General features: G+C 45.9%; 16 protein-coding genes. 1 reads left to right on the plus strand and 15 read right to left on the minus strand.

Features of this window, described 5'->3' with window-relative positions; translation table 11 throughout:
* Positions 1–10: 10 nt before the first annotated feature.
* The 7 genes from der to DEHRE_RS09005 form a co-directional block, all read right to left on the minus strand.
* Positions 11–1,342, minus strand: a complete 1,332-nt coding sequence (gene der / locus DEHRE_RS08975) for a ribosome biogenesis GTPase Der (protein WP_019226346.1) — start codon at positions 1,340–1,342, stop codon at positions 11–13.
* Complete coding sequence (locus tag DEHRE_RS08980) at positions 1,335–2,663, minus strand: DUF512 domain-containing protein (RefSeq protein ID WP_019226345.1); 1,329 nt, start codon at positions 2,661–2,663, stop codon at positions 1,335–1,337. The genes der and DEHRE_RS08980 overlap by 8 nt, the downstream gene beginning before the upstream one ends.
* Positions 2,664–2,807: 144 nt before the next feature.
* A complete protein-coding gene (locus tag DEHRE_RS08985; RefSeq protein WP_019226344.1) occupies positions 2,808–3,926 on the minus strand; it encodes an FtsW/RodA/SpoVE family cell cycle protein in 1,119 nt (372 codons plus the stop codon).
* 89 nt (positions 3,927–4,015) lie between these two features.
* Positions 4,016–6,064, minus strand: coding sequence for a bifunctional 4-hydroxy-3-methylbut-2-enyl diphosphate reductase/30S ribosomal protein S1 (locus DEHRE_RS08990; protein WP_019226343.1), 2,049 nt, complete (start codon positions 6,062–6,064; stop codon positions 4,016–4,018).
* 88 nt (positions 6,065–6,152) lie between these two features.
* The gene (locus DEHRE_RS08995; RefSeq protein ID WP_019226342.1) at positions 6,153–6,734 is read right to left on the minus strand and encodes a lysophospholipid acyltransferase family protein; all 582 of its coding nucleotides are present in this window, start codon (positions 6,732–6,734) and stop codon (positions 6,153–6,155) included.
* A gap of 4 nt (positions 6,735–6,738) precedes the next feature.
* The gene (cmk, locus tag DEHRE_RS09000) at positions 6,739–7,416 is read right to left on the minus strand and encodes a (d)CMP kinase (RefSeq protein WP_019226341.1); all 678 of its coding nucleotides are present in this window, start codon (positions 7,414–7,416) and stop codon (positions 6,739–6,741) included.
* A gap of 106 nt (positions 7,417–7,522) precedes the next feature.
* Entirely contained in the window at positions 7,523–8,185 is a 663-nt protein-coding gene (locus DEHRE_RS09005; RefSeq protein WP_019226340.1) for a CPBP family intramembrane glutamic endopeptidase, read from the minus strand.
* Positions 8,186–8,297: 112 nt separating this feature from the next.
* Between DEHRE_RS09005 and DEHRE_RS09010 the strand changes: the two genes are divergently transcribed.
* Entirely contained in the window at positions 8,298–8,477 is a 180-nt protein-coding gene (locus DEHRE_RS09010) for a hypothetical protein (protein ID WP_015043061.1), read from the plus strand.
* Between the two features lie 157 nt (positions 8,478–8,634).
* Here the strand turns inward: DEHRE_RS09010 and DEHRE_RS09015 are convergent, their stop codons facing one another.
* From DEHRE_RS09015 to DEHRE_RS09050, 8 genes are all read right to left on the minus strand, one after another.
* The gene (locus DEHRE_RS09015) at positions 8,635–9,054 is read right to left on the minus strand and encodes a HutP family protein (RefSeq protein ID WP_019226339.1); all 420 of its coding nucleotides are present in this window, start codon (positions 9,052–9,054) and stop codon (positions 8,635–8,637) included.
* A gap of 161 nt (positions 9,055–9,215) precedes the next feature.
* On the minus strand, positions 9,216–9,674 hold the full coding sequence (locus DEHRE_RS09020; protein ID WP_019226338.1) for a hypothetical protein: 459 nt from the start codon (positions 9,672–9,674) through the stop codon (positions 9,216–9,218).
* Between the two features lie 261 nt (positions 9,675–9,935).
* Positions 9,936–11,183, minus strand: a complete 1,248-nt coding sequence (locus tag DEHRE_RS09025) for a BaiN/RdsA family NAD(P)/FAD-dependent oxidoreductase (RefSeq protein ID WP_019226337.1) — start codon at positions 11,181–11,183, stop codon at positions 9,936–9,938.
* A gap of 126 nt (positions 11,184–11,309) precedes the next feature.
* A complete protein-coding gene (locus tag DEHRE_RS09030; protein WP_025205827.1) occupies positions 11,310–12,344 on the minus strand; it encodes an NADH-quinone oxidoreductase subunit I in 1,035 nt (344 codons plus the stop codon).
* A gap of 2 nt (positions 12,345–12,346) precedes the next feature.
* Entirely contained in the window at positions 12,347–13,054 is a 708-nt protein-coding gene (locus tag DEHRE_RS09035) for a FadR/GntR family transcriptional regulator (RefSeq protein WP_019226335.1), read from the minus strand.
* 70 nt (positions 13,055–13,124) lie between these two features.
* A complete protein-coding gene (locus DEHRE_RS09040; RefSeq protein WP_019226334.1) occupies positions 13,125–13,883 on the minus strand; it encodes a pseudouridine synthase in 759 nt (252 codons plus the stop codon).
* A 67-nt stretch (positions 13,884–13,950) separates the two neighbouring features.
* A complete protein-coding gene (locus DEHRE_RS09045; RefSeq protein WP_019226333.1) occupies positions 13,951–14,490 on the minus strand; it encodes a spore maturation protein in 540 nt (179 codons plus the stop codon).
* A complete protein-coding gene (locus DEHRE_RS09050) occupies positions 14,487–15,068 on the minus strand; it encodes a nucleoside recognition domain-containing protein (RefSeq protein WP_019226332.1) in 582 nt (193 codons plus the stop codon). Before DEHRE_RS09050 ends, DEHRE_RS09045 begins: the two co-directional genes overlap by 4 nt.
* Position 15,069: the final 1 nt, after the last annotated feature.

A 15,069-nucleotide genomic window follows, 5' to 3' on the forward strand; every position in this document is an offset into this window, starting at 1 on the left:
TACTTGCAGATTATTGTTTTTCTTCGTCTCTTTTTCGCATGATCATTCTGATTGGCGAACCTTCAAAGCCAAAGTTCTTACGCAGCTGATTTTCCAGATAGCGCTTATACGAAAAGTGAACAAGCTCCGGATCATTCACAAAGAATATAAAGGTCGGGGGCTGAACACTGCTTTGTGTTGCATATAAAATCTTTAACCGTACGCCTTTATCCGATGGCGGCGGATTCAGATGCACCCATTCCCGTAGCAGGTTGTTTAAGGTGCTGGTCGAGATACGTCTGCTGGTCTGCTCCGCAACAAATTCCACCAGATCCATAATTTTATTGATTCTTTGGCCTGTCTTGGCCGAAACGAATTGCGTGGGTGCATAAAGGACAAAAGCCAGTTCTTCCCGGATATCTTTTTCATATTTATTGATGGTTTTCTCATCTTTGATCACTAGATCCCATTTATTGATCACAAGAATGAGACCTTTTCCTGCTTCATGTGCATAGCCGACAATTTTCTTGTCCTGGTCTGTTACGCCTTCGATGGCATTAATCACCATCAGTACGACATCCGACCTGTCCACCGCCCGGAAAGAACGCACTACACTGTAGTTTTCCGTGACTTCGGAGATTTTTTTCTTGCGCCTGATGCCGGCCGTATCGATCAATACATAATTTCTGTCTTCATACGTAAACGGGGTATCGATCGCATCCCTGGTCGTTCCGGGTATGTCACTGACAATGACCCGTTCCTCCCCGAGCAGCATATTGACAATGGATGATTTGCCGACATTCGGTCTGCCAATCACGGCGATTTTAATCACATCTGGGTCATAGTCGGCCGCGGCATCTTCCGGCAGGGCCGAAACAAGCGTATCGAGAAGATCCCCGGTATTCATGCCGTGAACGGCCGAGACCGGAATCGGATCACCGAAACCCAGCGGCAGAAATTCATGGGCCTCTGCCTCAAACCGGGTAAATTTTTCTACTTTATTCGCAACCAGCAATACCGGTTTGCTCGATTTCCGCAGGTATCTGGCGATCTGCTGATCATCCGGCGTAATCCCGGATTTGGCATCGACAAGAAACATGATGACATCAGCTTCATCGACTGCGATTTCGGCCTGCTGTTTCATCTTCGATGAAAGCGGTGTCGTTTCATCTTTAAATTCTATACCGCCGGTATCAATCAGCGTAAATTTTCTGCCAAGCCATTCAGCATCAAAATATAACCGGTCCCTTGTTACCCCGGGGGTATTTTCAACGATGGCCACCAAGCCGCCGACGATTCTGTTAAATAGCGTCGATTTCCCGACATTCGGACGCCCGACAATTGCTACCACAGGTTTACTCATTTTCCGAACCTCCAATCGTTATCCCAAAAAGTCCTTCTATAAAAGATTGACCATCATTCTCCACAACTACCGGTATGCCATTGACCTGTTCGGTCAACCACCGGACATCATATCCATCGAGGAATACTTCTTCACCGGCTCTCAGCATCACGCGCGACAGTAAGAAATACTCTCCCTGCAGGTCACCCAGTTGCAGTGCGATGTCCTGAGCCGTGAGCAACCCTGCTACGGTCACCGCAGGTCCAAAAAAACGGTTGCCAATCTCATGAACTGTAATATGTACACCCTGAACTGCAGGCAGCTCCGCGACCCTGGACCGGAAATATGCCGCTGCCGATGAACCAGTTACGAGATGTATCTTTCTTTCCGGAATCTGCCTCGGCAGGTCACAGAGACACATCCGGATTTCTTCCTGAAACTTTCGGGCCATGCCAATGCCGTTTTCCAGTTGCGGAAAGTCATCATATTCTGGATATGACGGAATATCTCTGCCGGCAAGGATATAAAATTCATCAGAAAAATAAACAAGGTTTAGGCCGGTCCGTTTTCGGTATTTCTGCTGCCATTCTATGCCGATATCCAGGACTTCCTTGGCCTCCTCCGGCGTTACAGTCCGAAGTTCAGGCAATCCATCCCTGTACTTTGTTAAGCCGACCGGAACAATCCCAATGGACTGAACCTGTGGGAAAAAGGCCGCAAGGTTCTCCACGGTTTCCTGCAAGATCTCCCGGTCATTGTAATCAGGAACCAGAACGATCTGCGTATGAAGAACAAGACCAGCTTCAGCAAGCCTTTTTATTTGCTCCGCCAGCTTCCCGGCCTGCCTGTTTCTCATCAGTTTCTCCCTGACGACGGGATTCCATGCATGAACGGAGATATACAAAGGACTTAGATGCATGTCGATGATTCTCTGAAAATCCTTCTCCTTCAGGTTGGACAGAGTGATATAGCTCCCCTGGTTCACCGACAACCGGTAATCGTCATCCAGATCGTACAGCGATGATCTCATCCCGGGAGGCATCTGCCGGACAAAGCAGAAAACACAGTTATTCCGACACTTCATTAGTCCGTCTCGGCCTACGCTGCTGACTTCGATACCAAGCAGTTCCTCCGGTTCCTTGATAATCTCCAGTTCCCAGATCTCATGATTCTTCTTCTGAATGATCAATGTAAATTCTTCTTCAGCGGTCCAATACTGCAAATCCAAAATATCCTGAACATTGTGCTGATCCACCTGGAGAATCTCATCTCCGGGTTCGATTTCCATCTCAGCAGCAATACTGTTTTTCATGACAGCAGATACCATCAACCCATTGGGCATCTTTTCCATCCTTTTCCAACGTAAAACGTTTTAGCACTTGGTTAACCTTTTTATTATACTATAATGGCTATTATAAAGGTACTAGTAAACCATTTTTCAAATAACTACCCAAATTGAAACATAAACAACCTTATGATTAGTCTGCTAGCTGCTTCGCAACAGCTTATCCTGTCGGAAGCGCGAAATATTCAACAAAATACCTATTTCAAACATGGTTACAAGCAGGGAGCTTCCTCCATAGGATACGAGAGGAAGCGTGATCCCCGTTACCGGAAAAAGACCGGTTACAACACAAAGATTAATCATGGTTTGGATGCCCAGGATCGTTGTGATCCCAAATCCGAGCATCCGTCCGAATCCATCCGGACATTGCCGGGATATGGCATAGCCGCGCCCAATGAGTACGATAAAACACAAAAGCATAAGCGAAGTCCCGAAGAAACCAAATTCTTGTCCGATCACGGCAAAAATAGTATCCGTATAATTTTCAGGCAAAAACCCGAGCCCTTCATTGCTTCTCCCGATACCTATCCCGAGCAGTCCACCCGACCCGAAGGCTATCTGGGCATTAATCTGCTGGTAGCCGAAGGTCGTTGCATATTCCCATGGATGCAGCCAGCCTAAAATTCTGTTCCACTGATACTCTTCACCTTTGACCAGGTAGAATCCCGGGATGCCAATTAGAGGTATCGCAGCCAGAAAATAACCTGTCGGAAGCTCGGTCATCAAAAGCATAAACCCTCCTGCTGCCAGGATGACAATCGCGGTTCCAAGGTCGGGCTGTTTATAAACCAGCAAGAAAATGACCGCGAGCACACCAATAGGCAGGAAGATATCCGTAAACTTCTTTATCGGATAGCGGTTAAGAATATAGGCGAAGAAAAAAACGATGGCCAGTTTCGCAATCTCCGATGGCTGTACGGACATCCCAAAAATATCCAGCCAGCGGGCCGATCCTTTCGTAGTAATAGACATATTGCTGAATTCGACCAACAGGAGCAGGATGACACTGACGAGAATACTCAGCCCGGAAATCTTCCGGAAAAACTTCAAAGGAATAAAAACCGCCGCCCCGGCTGCCACTATTCCAAGGCTTACCCAGCGCAGCTGCTTAAAAAATAAATAATAAGAATTATTGGTATTCTCATAGGAAAAAGAGGAGCTGGCACTTAAAACCATAATCAGACCAACTGCCAAAATGATGACTGCAGAAAATAACAGAATAAAGTCAGGTTTTTTTGTTTTTATCTTCTGAACAGCCATCTTTTGACCTCCTGTTGCATTAATTCCGTCTGAAGTGAAATGACTTCCTGCCAAATCAAAGCAAGAAGCCATTTGATGCATTAATTTTATTAAAGTGTGTCCACGTCTGTATCCGGAATATTTCCGATTTTCTCGCCTATCGTAACTTCAGGTATTTCCGGTTGGTTCTCCAAATCCTGACGGGCACTGGCCTCACTGGCTTCCGTAAGCAGTTCCCGGATACTCAAGCTTATTTTTTTATCTTCCGGTTTAAAATCGATGACTTTGGCTGTGATCTCCTGGCCAACCTGTACGATATCCTGTACTTTCATGACCCTGTGGTCGGCCAGCTGGGAAATATGCACCAGCGCATCGATCCCGTCCTCCAGTTCTACGAAAGCACCGAAAGGTGCGATTCTGACGACTTTGCCGTGTACGATGGATCCCACGGCATATTTTTCAGCAGCAGCAGACCACGGATTCGTTTTAAGCTGTTTTAACCCGAGGGAAATCCTGCCTTTTTGGGTATCAATCGCTAAGATCTGAACTTCAACTTCATCATCGACATTCACGATCTCCGACGGGTGTTTTACTCTGGAGAAAGCCATATCCGAGATGTGCAGCAGCCCGTCAATACCGCCAAGATCAACAAACGCACCAAAATCGGCCAGGCGGCGGACTGTTCCCTTCACGATATCGCCTTCTTTAAGCGTCTCCAGAAGCTTTTCTTTTTTACCTTCCTGCTCTTCAGCTAAAATAGCCTTTTGGGAAAGAACCAGTTTCTTCTTGTATTCATCGTACTCGATGACTCTTAAACGAAGTGTTTTCCCAATATATTTTTCAAGATTGTCTACGAAGCCGGTCTCAACCTGAGAAGCAGGCACAAAGCCTCTCATTCCGAGGTCGACCAGAAGTCCGCCTTTGACTGCTTCCGTAACGACTGCCTGAACTTCTTCTTTTGATTCGGCCAGATGGGCCAACTGTTCCTTCGCTTCAACCTCATTGGCCCGTTTACGGGATAAAACAGGGTAGCCTTCTTGGTTTTCAACACGCATGACCATCACGGAAATCGTGTCACCAATTTTAACGAGATCATTAATATTCGAAACCTTAGTAGCGGAAAGCTCCTCAAAAGGAATCATGCCCTCCGATTTCCACGCAATATCCACAAATACCTCATCGCCTGTTATTTTTACGACGGTCCCTTTGACAATCGCGCCCCGATAAAGTTTGGGCAGTCCCTTATCAAAATTTTCCATCATGTTCTCTTCATCACTAACTGTACTAACCGTCTTCACAACGCTTTCCTCAGCCTCTTGGATCTGTGTTTTTTCCATAAACTCCGACATTTTCTTGTAAACCTCCTCGATAATCCAATCCGGTGTGGAAGCTCCTGCTGTCAGGCCTGTAATTTTAGCATCCGTAAACCAGATCTCCAGTAATTCTTCAGCTGTTTCGATACAGTATGTTTTCGTTTTCCCACTGCAGATCGATCCCAGTTTTCGTGTGTTGGAACTGCTCAAGCCCCCCACGACAATCATCAGATCCACTTTTTCAGCCAATTCCCTGGCTGAGGCCTGACGTTCTTCAGTTGCCGCGCAGATCGTATTCTGGACGATCAGCTCCCCAGTATGTTTTTTCAATTCTTCAACAACCGTAAAAAAATGGCTTTTTTGCTGTGTTGTTTGGGCCAAGACTGTAATTCTCGGGTAGTACGGCAAATCTTCAGCCTCGGCCAGCGTCTCTATGGCGAGGGCATTACTTCCTGCCCATCCCAGGATCCCTTTAACTTCCGGATGGCTTTTGTCACCGACAACAATGACAAAACTGTTTGCTGATGAGCTTGCGGCCATTCTTTGCGCTTTTTGAACATAAGGACACGTTGCATCAATAATGGTAATTCCGCGTTCCTTTGCTTCCTCGTACGTTTCCGGGGGAACGCCATGCGACCTGATTACAAGCTGTTGACCCATTTTAGCCTCATCAACAGAGTGAATGACTTCCAATCCTTTCTCAGCCAAATAATCAACAACTTGCTGGTTATGAATGAGCGGTCCCAAAGATGCAGTCAACCCGGTGCCGGCAGCTTTTTCAGCCAATTCAATCGCCCGTTTAACTCCAAAACAGAAACCTGCTTTTGCCGCTCGCTGAATCGTCAACAAAACTGCCCTCCTTTTATGCCTATCACGTCTATTTCGCTGAGAAAAACAAAATTCCTTCTAATACTTTGTTAACCTTTTATGATTTTTACATTTCATTCACAACATCCATGATTTTATTGGCAAGCCATTCCCTGCTATTTTCAGTCTTTTCAGGGATTTCAAGGTTATCGGCATAAAATGGCTTACCGATAATTATCCCTATCTTGCCCCTTTTTTGGGTTAATAATCCTCTGGCTCCATATACCTTGACCGGCAGAATCGGGGCATGGCTTTTGTTTACAATCAAAACGATCCCTGCCATGGCTTCCTGAATGTTACCGGTTTTGGAGCGGGTACCTTCCGGAAATATCCCCAGAACTTTTCCTTCTTTTAACAGCCTGACCGATTTTCGGAATGCCCCGATATCGCCCTTCCCACGTTTAACCGGGAAAGTACCAAGTCCGTGCAGAATCTGCCCTAACAATGGTATCGAGAAAAGCTCCTCTTTCGCCATGAAATATACCTGTCTTGGCATCGAACAGCCAACAATAATCGGATCCCAGAGGCTTATATGATTGCAGGCTATAATCACAGGTCCTTCTGCAGGAAAATTTTCCAGGCCTGTTATCTTACATCCTTTGACCTTCAGAACAAGGGTCATGATTCCCTTCGCCAATGAATACAGCATCACTTTAACCCTCCCTGATAATTCTAATGATCTTGGCAACAACTTCATCAATCGTTAACCCTGTCGTATCGAGGATCACCGCATCCTTAGCTGGTTTCAGCGGTGCAAATTTTCTCTGGGAATCTACTACATCTCGTTTTTCAATATCCGAGCGTATTTCTTCCAAAGATACCATCTTACCCTCTTTGATATTCTCAAGGTATCTCCGACGTGCACGTTCAGAAGCCGAAGCCGTCAGAAAAATCTTAATTCCGGCATCCGGTAGGACGTATGTACCGATATCCCTGCCATCCATCACGATATTGCCCTTCAGTGCTTCCTGACGCTGTAGTTCAACCAGCCGGTTACGAACCCCGGGATAAGATGCAATCAGTGATACTGCCCTGCTTACCTCAACATCCCGGATTTTAGAGGTAACATCTTCCCCGTCGCAGAATACGGTTTGACGGTCATTATGGCTTAGTCTGATGTCAATGATCCGGGCTAGACCTGTTACTGCCTTTTCATCCTGAAGGGAAATTCCTGAAGCAAGGGCTTTATAAGCTACAGATCGATACATCGCACCTGTATCAAGATAATACAAGCCAAGTTTGTCGGCAACGATTCTCGCAATGGTACTTTTTCCTGCCCCGGCAGGACCGTCAATCGCCACCTGCAAATGATTTTCACGCAAATGTTCCAAAACAATGCTCCAATCGAAAAAATCTTAATCTTGCGCGCTGTTTCGAAGCTCGCATCTGCCAAAATTATACCACAGCAAAATGATCGCTTACAATTCACTTTACGGTTTAAGATACTGAGACCCCGATAACCGCCAGTAAGTTATTCAGCGCATGAAGCCCGATTGCCGGATAAATCGAATCATGTTTGGTATATAAAAAGCCAAGTCCGATTCCGAGAACCAGCTTCGGAATGAAGCCGGTCAAATCAAAATGCAGAGCGGAAAAAATGCAAGCACTGATTACAATCGCCGTCCATTTGCCGAAATAATTCCGCAAACAGCCGAGCAGTACTCCCCGGAACAGCGTTTCCTCAATAAAAGGAACAATAACGGCGATCAGAAAAATGTTCGCAATGAACATGGAAATTGTCGGGTCCTGCAGGAGCTTTACCAGTTCATTTTCTGCCGTCGTCTGGCCTGAATAATACAGAAGTACCATATAGATCATATTAATCAGCCAGACCAAAAAACAGATTTTGAATACATCAATAAGGGCGGAAGCAAAACTGGTCCTTCTCCAGCCCAGGTCATTCAGGGAAAGCCTATTTTTGAACATAATCAGCATAATCAAAAAAACAAACAGGGTATTCGAAGTAATCATGGAAAGATAATAGGCCGTTTTGATTTCAGGAAAGAACTGATAGATAGAATAACTGATGAATGGCATCAATAAAAAAACAACTGCCACACCGATCACAAAATAAGCTAAGGCCTTAAAATTCAACTTCATATTTCATCCCCTGCAATTACATAAATTATCCTAGATTATTTTTTTCAGATCTATACATAATAAATTCAAATGAATTACACAGAAATATATACAGCGGAAGGAGGCTGTTAGGATGCTTTATTCCAAAAAATCGGATCATAGCTTGCTGTTCATGGGTTCTGCCATGGTGGGGGGATTTTTGCTGGGTTGTACTTATAAAAGATATGGCAAAAAAATCGAAAAACACATTCAGAAGTTCTGGCAAAAAGATTCGAATGATGATATGTTCGCAGCACACGAAAGCGAAATCTGAATCAGCGATCATCGCCTCTTATCTTTATTCACTGACACTCTGCTCCTTAACCGGAGCCTTTTTATTCTATCAGAAAGAATACGTTCCTTTCTGATAGATCTAAGTGCAACTAAGGCTGTTGCCAAAAGGATTGGCCACAGCCAAGTCTTCTATATTTTCAGCTTCGTGGGGCAACCCTGTGTCCAAGGCCTACGGCTACTTCATCCAAATGCAGCAGCCCTACCCCAAAAAACACGGCCACGCTGAGATGATCACCGCGGTGGGCAATCCCAATTTTTCCTCCGATATTCAGCCCCGCTGCTTTCGGCATAATCTGGCTTAAAGCCTCACGTGTCGCGCCCGCGACGGCGCCTTCGTCGCCATGGGAATCGTGGATTACCCCTTCACGTTTCGAAGCAACAATCGCCCTTTCGACAAGCTTTTTAATTGAAGCAAGATAATCTCCGCCGTAATCTACGGCAACTGACTTGATGTTATCCGCTAAAAATTTCTGTTTAAGCGCACTTTCCTCTTCTCTGGTTTCACTCATTGCCATTCTTAAAGCAGCCAGAGCAACCGTCTTACTATCCGGCACCATAGTCAATCCTCCTTCTAGGCAAACGTTCTTCATGACGCTAACAAACAATTACACGCTAAAAAAAGAGGCGATGTCAGAAAAAAACAACACCTGCTTTCATTATCTTACATGAATTTCCGGAGATTAGCAAAGCTTATCTTGAGGGACTTACGACGAGCTTATCAGCTGGCCTCCGCAGATTTTAACTTCACATCAAAACTTTTGACATCCCCGTTAAGTTCAATCGAATATGTTTTACTATTCAGAATCACATTGACAGTGACCGGATAAGGAATGCTGGTTGCATCCAGAACAACGGTTCCCGGTTCAACTGTGATGCTTTTCCCATTTTCAATGGTTCCAATATCCTGGTCATTTTGTCTAACCATTACAACACTGTCAGGAGTTATCTCAAAGGAGAGACTAATCGAGCCGCTGTTTACATTTTCGCTGTATTTAAAGGCCGGGGCATCTATTTCTCCGGAAAATTTCAAATAGAACTCGACGGGGTCGGTAAATGCTTTCAGCTGATACAGCCCTAACAATACTGTACAAACTGCCATAATCCTGATGGCTGTTTTCTCAAATCCCTGAAACCTTGACACTTTTTGGCGCGGGAAAGAAAATCTCCTGGAGCGCATCTGACTCACCTCAGTAATATGTATGCGCCGTCAGGAATTTGCATACCGACATCATTCTGTAAGGCATCTATAAAACCTTATCTGGGGTAGGTCTGGGGGCCACAGTTCCGCTGTGAGCGGAGCACGATGCGGAGCGCGGCTTTTTGCGCCATGGAGGGCGCAATAGCCGAAAAGTGGTATTGTGGCCCCCAGACCTACCTAAGAGTGGTATAGCCGTCCGCCATAATCTTGTCGCTCCTGGCTTCTATGGCTCATTCGCCATTAGCTCATCCTGGCCGTCGCTTTTCCGGCTTTGTAGCCGGTTGAGAAAGCTGCCTGGAGGTTGTAGCCGCCTGTTACGCCGTCGATATCGATGACCTCTCCAGCAAAATACAACTCTTTAACCAAACGGGATTCCATCGTAGCTGGATTAATTTGCTTGGCATCAACACCCCCAGAGGTAACAATTGCTGTCGCCATACCGAGTGTCGCCGTTATATGAAGTACAAGCTCCTGAAATAACCGGCAGAGTCTTTTCCTTTCTTCTTTAGTAACTTTATTAACAACCTTCTCTGGGTCAATCTCCGATAAAGCGACCATCACAGGAATCATACTCTGCGGGAGAAGATCGTCCAGGGTGTTCTTAAACTGCTTGTTGCCATACTTCAGAAAATCCCTCTGCAGCCTTAAATCTATCTGCTCAGAAGTAAGGGCGGGCTTTAGGTTTATTTTCAGCTCAACCTTCTGTTTTTGGTCCAAAGCCTTGGAAGCAATCCTGCTTAAGGTTAGAATAATCGGACCGGATAAACCAAAATGCGTAAACAGCATCTCCCCAAATTCTTCTCCCTGCTTTTTCCCGTCGATCCAGATTGAGGCAGCCGTATTCTTCAGCGTCAATCCTTGAAGCTCTTTCGGCCATTTTTCAAGGGTTTTGAGCGGAACAAGCGCAGGCAGCGGCTTAATGATCCGATGTCCTGCTTTTTCAGCCAGCGTATATCCGTCCCCGGTTGATCCTGTTCCAGGGTAGGATGCTCCTCCCGTGGCAACGATCACAGCATCTGCCGGAAGCACTTCATCGGAGACAGCCAGCTGAACACCGGTTACTTTCCCGTCTTCGATCATGACTTTTTTGACAGCCTGGTTAAGCCTGATTTTTACGCATGTTCGTTCCAGATACTTCTTTAAAGCCTTAACGATTACCTCCGAATCGTCGGCTGTCGGAAACACTCTTCCACCTCTTTCTACTTTTGTTTCGACACCATAGTCTTGAAAAAAATGAATCAACGCCTCATTGCCGAACTCTTTTAAGGAAGCGTATAGAAATTTTCCGTTTCCGGGATAAAAACTTACAAAATTACTGATATCCCCCGCATTGGTAAGATTGCACCGACCTTTACCGGAGATCGCAATCTTACTGCCGAGTCTCGTCATTTTTTCAAGGAGTACCACCTCTGCTCCAACGAAAGCAGCCTGGCCCGCTGCCATCATGCCTGCAGCCCCACCGCCTATTACAACAACCTTTTTAACCACAATCCATCCTCCCTGCTTTCCAATATGTTGATCGCAAACCAACAACACTTTCTAAAATAACTTTAGAGATCAGTCTCCGTAATATCTAGACAACTTCAAATGGAGTAGGATGCATAGCGTGGCTGTTTACCTACCTTCAATATTCGTGGAATGCGCTGCACAAGCAGCACATAGGCCTGAATCCGTATCGATGAAGATCTGTTTGCCGCACTCCCGGCAATAATAGGAATTTGCTTCTCCGACAATAACCTTACCGGCCAGAAACTTGAACGGAAACATCAGATATGCAAAGCTCAGAGCCCGGAAACCGCAGATGTCCACACAGCGACCGCATTGAACGCACTGGAGCGGTTCATAAATCAAAAGCATTTTATTCTCTTTCTGTTTCAGTGTGAGCGCCTGCTGCGGACATATTTTGGTACAAACGCCGCAACCGTTGCACTGGTCGGTATATCTGATTGCCTGAAAAGGCACCTTCTTATTTGGTTTCTGTTTCAGTGTCTCTGCCAGCCATTGACGGGTCCTCGGAATGGTATAGGATTCTTCTGCTTCGATAGCCGGAAACGCTGCCTTGATTCTATCTTTGCCAAATTCACGCAACCTGTTTTTCAACCCTTTTTTCGATCGGCCACGAGCAAAACGTCCGGGACCGTAATCCGATTTTGCTGCGCCTTCTTCAGCAGGGAGAATCTCCAGCTTTAACCCGGGATGATCCGTCCATTGCTGGCTAACCTCCAGATAGAAGCGCTGGCTGACCGCTGCAGCCTGTTTATCCTGGCAATTGGAACAGTCCCCTGTAAGGATTCTGACCTGTTTGGATTCAGCCAAAAGCATTAAAACTGTCCAGGCATCCCTGTCCAGCATCCCGAGGCAGGCAATTTCATAACCGGCAGGCGCAGCCATTGGACAATTTAATACGCAATTTCCGTTTTCCAAAAGGAACTCTCCGAGGTTTTTCATGTCTCTGTCCACAAAACCGTCAGAGGGGCAAACAGCCATACAGACACCGCATTCCGTACAGCTTTCTATCGAAATCTCTTTCTTATCACCGATGGACTTATGCGGACAGGCTTCAATACAAAGCCTGCATTCCCGGGGATAGGGCTTCTTCTTGTTCAGACAGTTGTCGGGATGATACAGCATTTGATTGTATTTCTTCATGATTATTCATATCCTTTGCGAAATTCATTTTCAATTCTTTCGAGATGACGAAGCATTCCGGCATGCGCTTCTTCAGGTAATTCTGCTTCGATCGCCTGATATATTTCCTCATGTTCCTGATAAAGAAGTTCCGACATGCCCTCTTTTTCAAAAGTATCTGCCCAATTCGTCTTCAATGTCTGGTGCATGATATCTGAAATCATATGGAGCATGTGAATCAGCATCTTATTCTTCGTTCCTTTAGCTATAGCATCGTGAAAATCCCGGTCACAGGGATAGCCCTGCCGGCCCGTATTCTGACCCTTTCTGATCTCAATAAGAGAACCCCTCATTGCGGAAAGATCCTGATATTCAGCCCTTTCTGCTGCCAGTGCGGCAGCCTGGGTCTCCAGGATTTTTCTTATCTCCATCATTTCAAAAATGGTATCTTTCTCCAGAGAAAGCACCCATGGCAAAGGAGCAATAACAGACGCGATATTAACATGTTTGATATAGGTTCCTTCTCCGCTTCGGATTTCCAGCAAACCCATAATTTCCAAAGCACTGAGCGCTTCCCGGACAGACGCCCTGCTGACCTGCAGCCTCTCCGCAAGATCCCGTTCGGAAGGAAGCTTATCACCTGCTTTGATTTGTCCTTCAGCAACCAGCGTACTGATTTGATCAACTATTTCTTCGTAGATTCTTTTCGTTTTTGCTGGTTTCAGATTCATGCTTTCTCCCCGCAATTATCAATATTTATTTCGCATTGATTACCTATTCCTTACAAATGATATAAAATAATCACCGTATACTTACTGCTTCCTTCAAAGCATTGACTTCAGAAGTCGTTAACAGTCGGTATTCTCCTGCCGTCATTTTTGGATCCAGCTGGAGCGGGCCAAAACAGATTCTGCGCAAGCGAAAAACGGGGTATCCGACCTGCTCAAGCATTCTCCTGACCTGCCTGTTCTTTCCTTCGTGAATGGCAAGCTCAATTTCGGTCTGGTTGCCGCTTTTATAACGGGAAAGCTTCTTAATTTTCGCAGGAGAAGTCATACCATCCTCGAGGTGTACACCCGACTCAAGCGTCCTGATTGCCTGATCAGAAATATTACCGGCGACTGAGGCCCGGTATACTTTTTCCACGCCAAAACTTGGATGCGTCAGCCGAAATGTAAGTTCCCCGTCATTGGTCAGAAGCAGAAGTCCTGAAGTGTCATAATCCAGTCTGCCGACCGGATAGACTCTTTCTTTAATATTTTGGCCAAGTAAATCAATGACCGTTTTCCTTTGATGGGGGTCCGTAACACTTGTAATAACACCCGCAGGTTTATAAAGCATGACGTAGACCAGGTCTTCGCTTGGTCCTGAAGAATACGTCTTAGCGTTGACTTCGATGACATCCTCAGGCGTTACCTTAAAACCCGGCTGCGTTACGGTCTGTCCATTCACTTTTACAAGTCCCTGACTGATCAGAATTTCGGCATGACGCCGAGAAGCGACGCCCAAACGAGCCATCGCTTTTTGCAAACGTTCAGATTGATCTCCGGAACAATCCATCAAAAAACCACCATTAACGAAACATCTCTCAATTGATTTTAGCAAAAAAACTGCAGAAAGCAAACCCTTAGCCAAAGACCCTGCTGACGATCCAGATTGAAGCAATCAGTCCGACTGCATCAGCGAGCAGTCCGACTTTTAAAGCATATTTGTGTTTTTTGATGCCGACTGAGCCAAAATAGACGGCAAGCACAAAAAAGGTGGTATCTGTGCTTCCTTGGAGCGTGGAAGCAAGCCGGCCGATAAACGAATCAGGTCCGTATTGATGGATCAGTTCAGTTGCAACCCCAAGGGCCCCTGAACCGCTCAGTGGCCGCATAACGGCCAAAGGAATAATGCCTAACAGGTCTGGATTCCAGTCCATAGCTAAAAAAAGAGGTCGAAGAAGGTTGATTAACAGATCCAGGGCGCCAGAATCCACAAACACTTTAATGGACACCAGCATTCCAATTAAAAACGGAATAATTTTTACGGCGGTTTTAAAGCCATTCTCCGCCCCCTCAACAAATGTCTCATAGACTGGAACTTTATGAAGGTAACCATAAAGCGGCACAAAAAATAAAATAAACGGAATAGCCCATCTGGCAAGCTCAGAGATGATGGTCATAATCCGTTCCTCTTTCTAAAAAGAACATCTGCAATGATGGCTGAGGCCATGGCACACCCTGTGGCAAAAACTGTCGTCCCAATGATCTCGACTGGATTGGCCGATCCGGCTTTCATTCTGACAGCAATGATTGTAGCCGGAATAATCGTAATACAGGACGTATTCAGCGCCAGAAACGTAATCATCGCCGGACTGGCTGTTTCCTGATCCGGGTTTTCTTTCTGTAACTCCTGCATGGCCTTCAGGCCAAACGGCGTAGCGGCATTACCCAGACCGAGGATATTCGCACAGAGATTCATGACAATTGGGCCGAAGGCAGGACTATCCGCCCTGAGCGACGGAAAAAGTTTTCTGACCAACGGGGCGCTTATTCTGGCCAGGTGCCGGATGAGTCCTGCTTTTTCGGCAATATGCATGATACCCAGCCACAGGCTCATGACACCCATTAACTGGATTGCCACTTCTATCCCGAGTTCAGAAGCCTGAAGGGCCGACGCAGTGACCTGATCAATATTTCCATTCAGGGCAGCGACAATAATGCCGCAGATCAGCATAACCAGCCAGATCAAATTGACCATA

The sequence above is a fragment of the Dehalobacter restrictus DSM 9455 genome (assembly GCF_000512895.1).
GTDB classification, from domain to species: domain Bacteria; phylum Bacillota; class Desulfitobacteriia; order Desulfitobacteriales; family Syntrophobotulaceae; genus Dehalobacter; species Dehalobacter restrictus.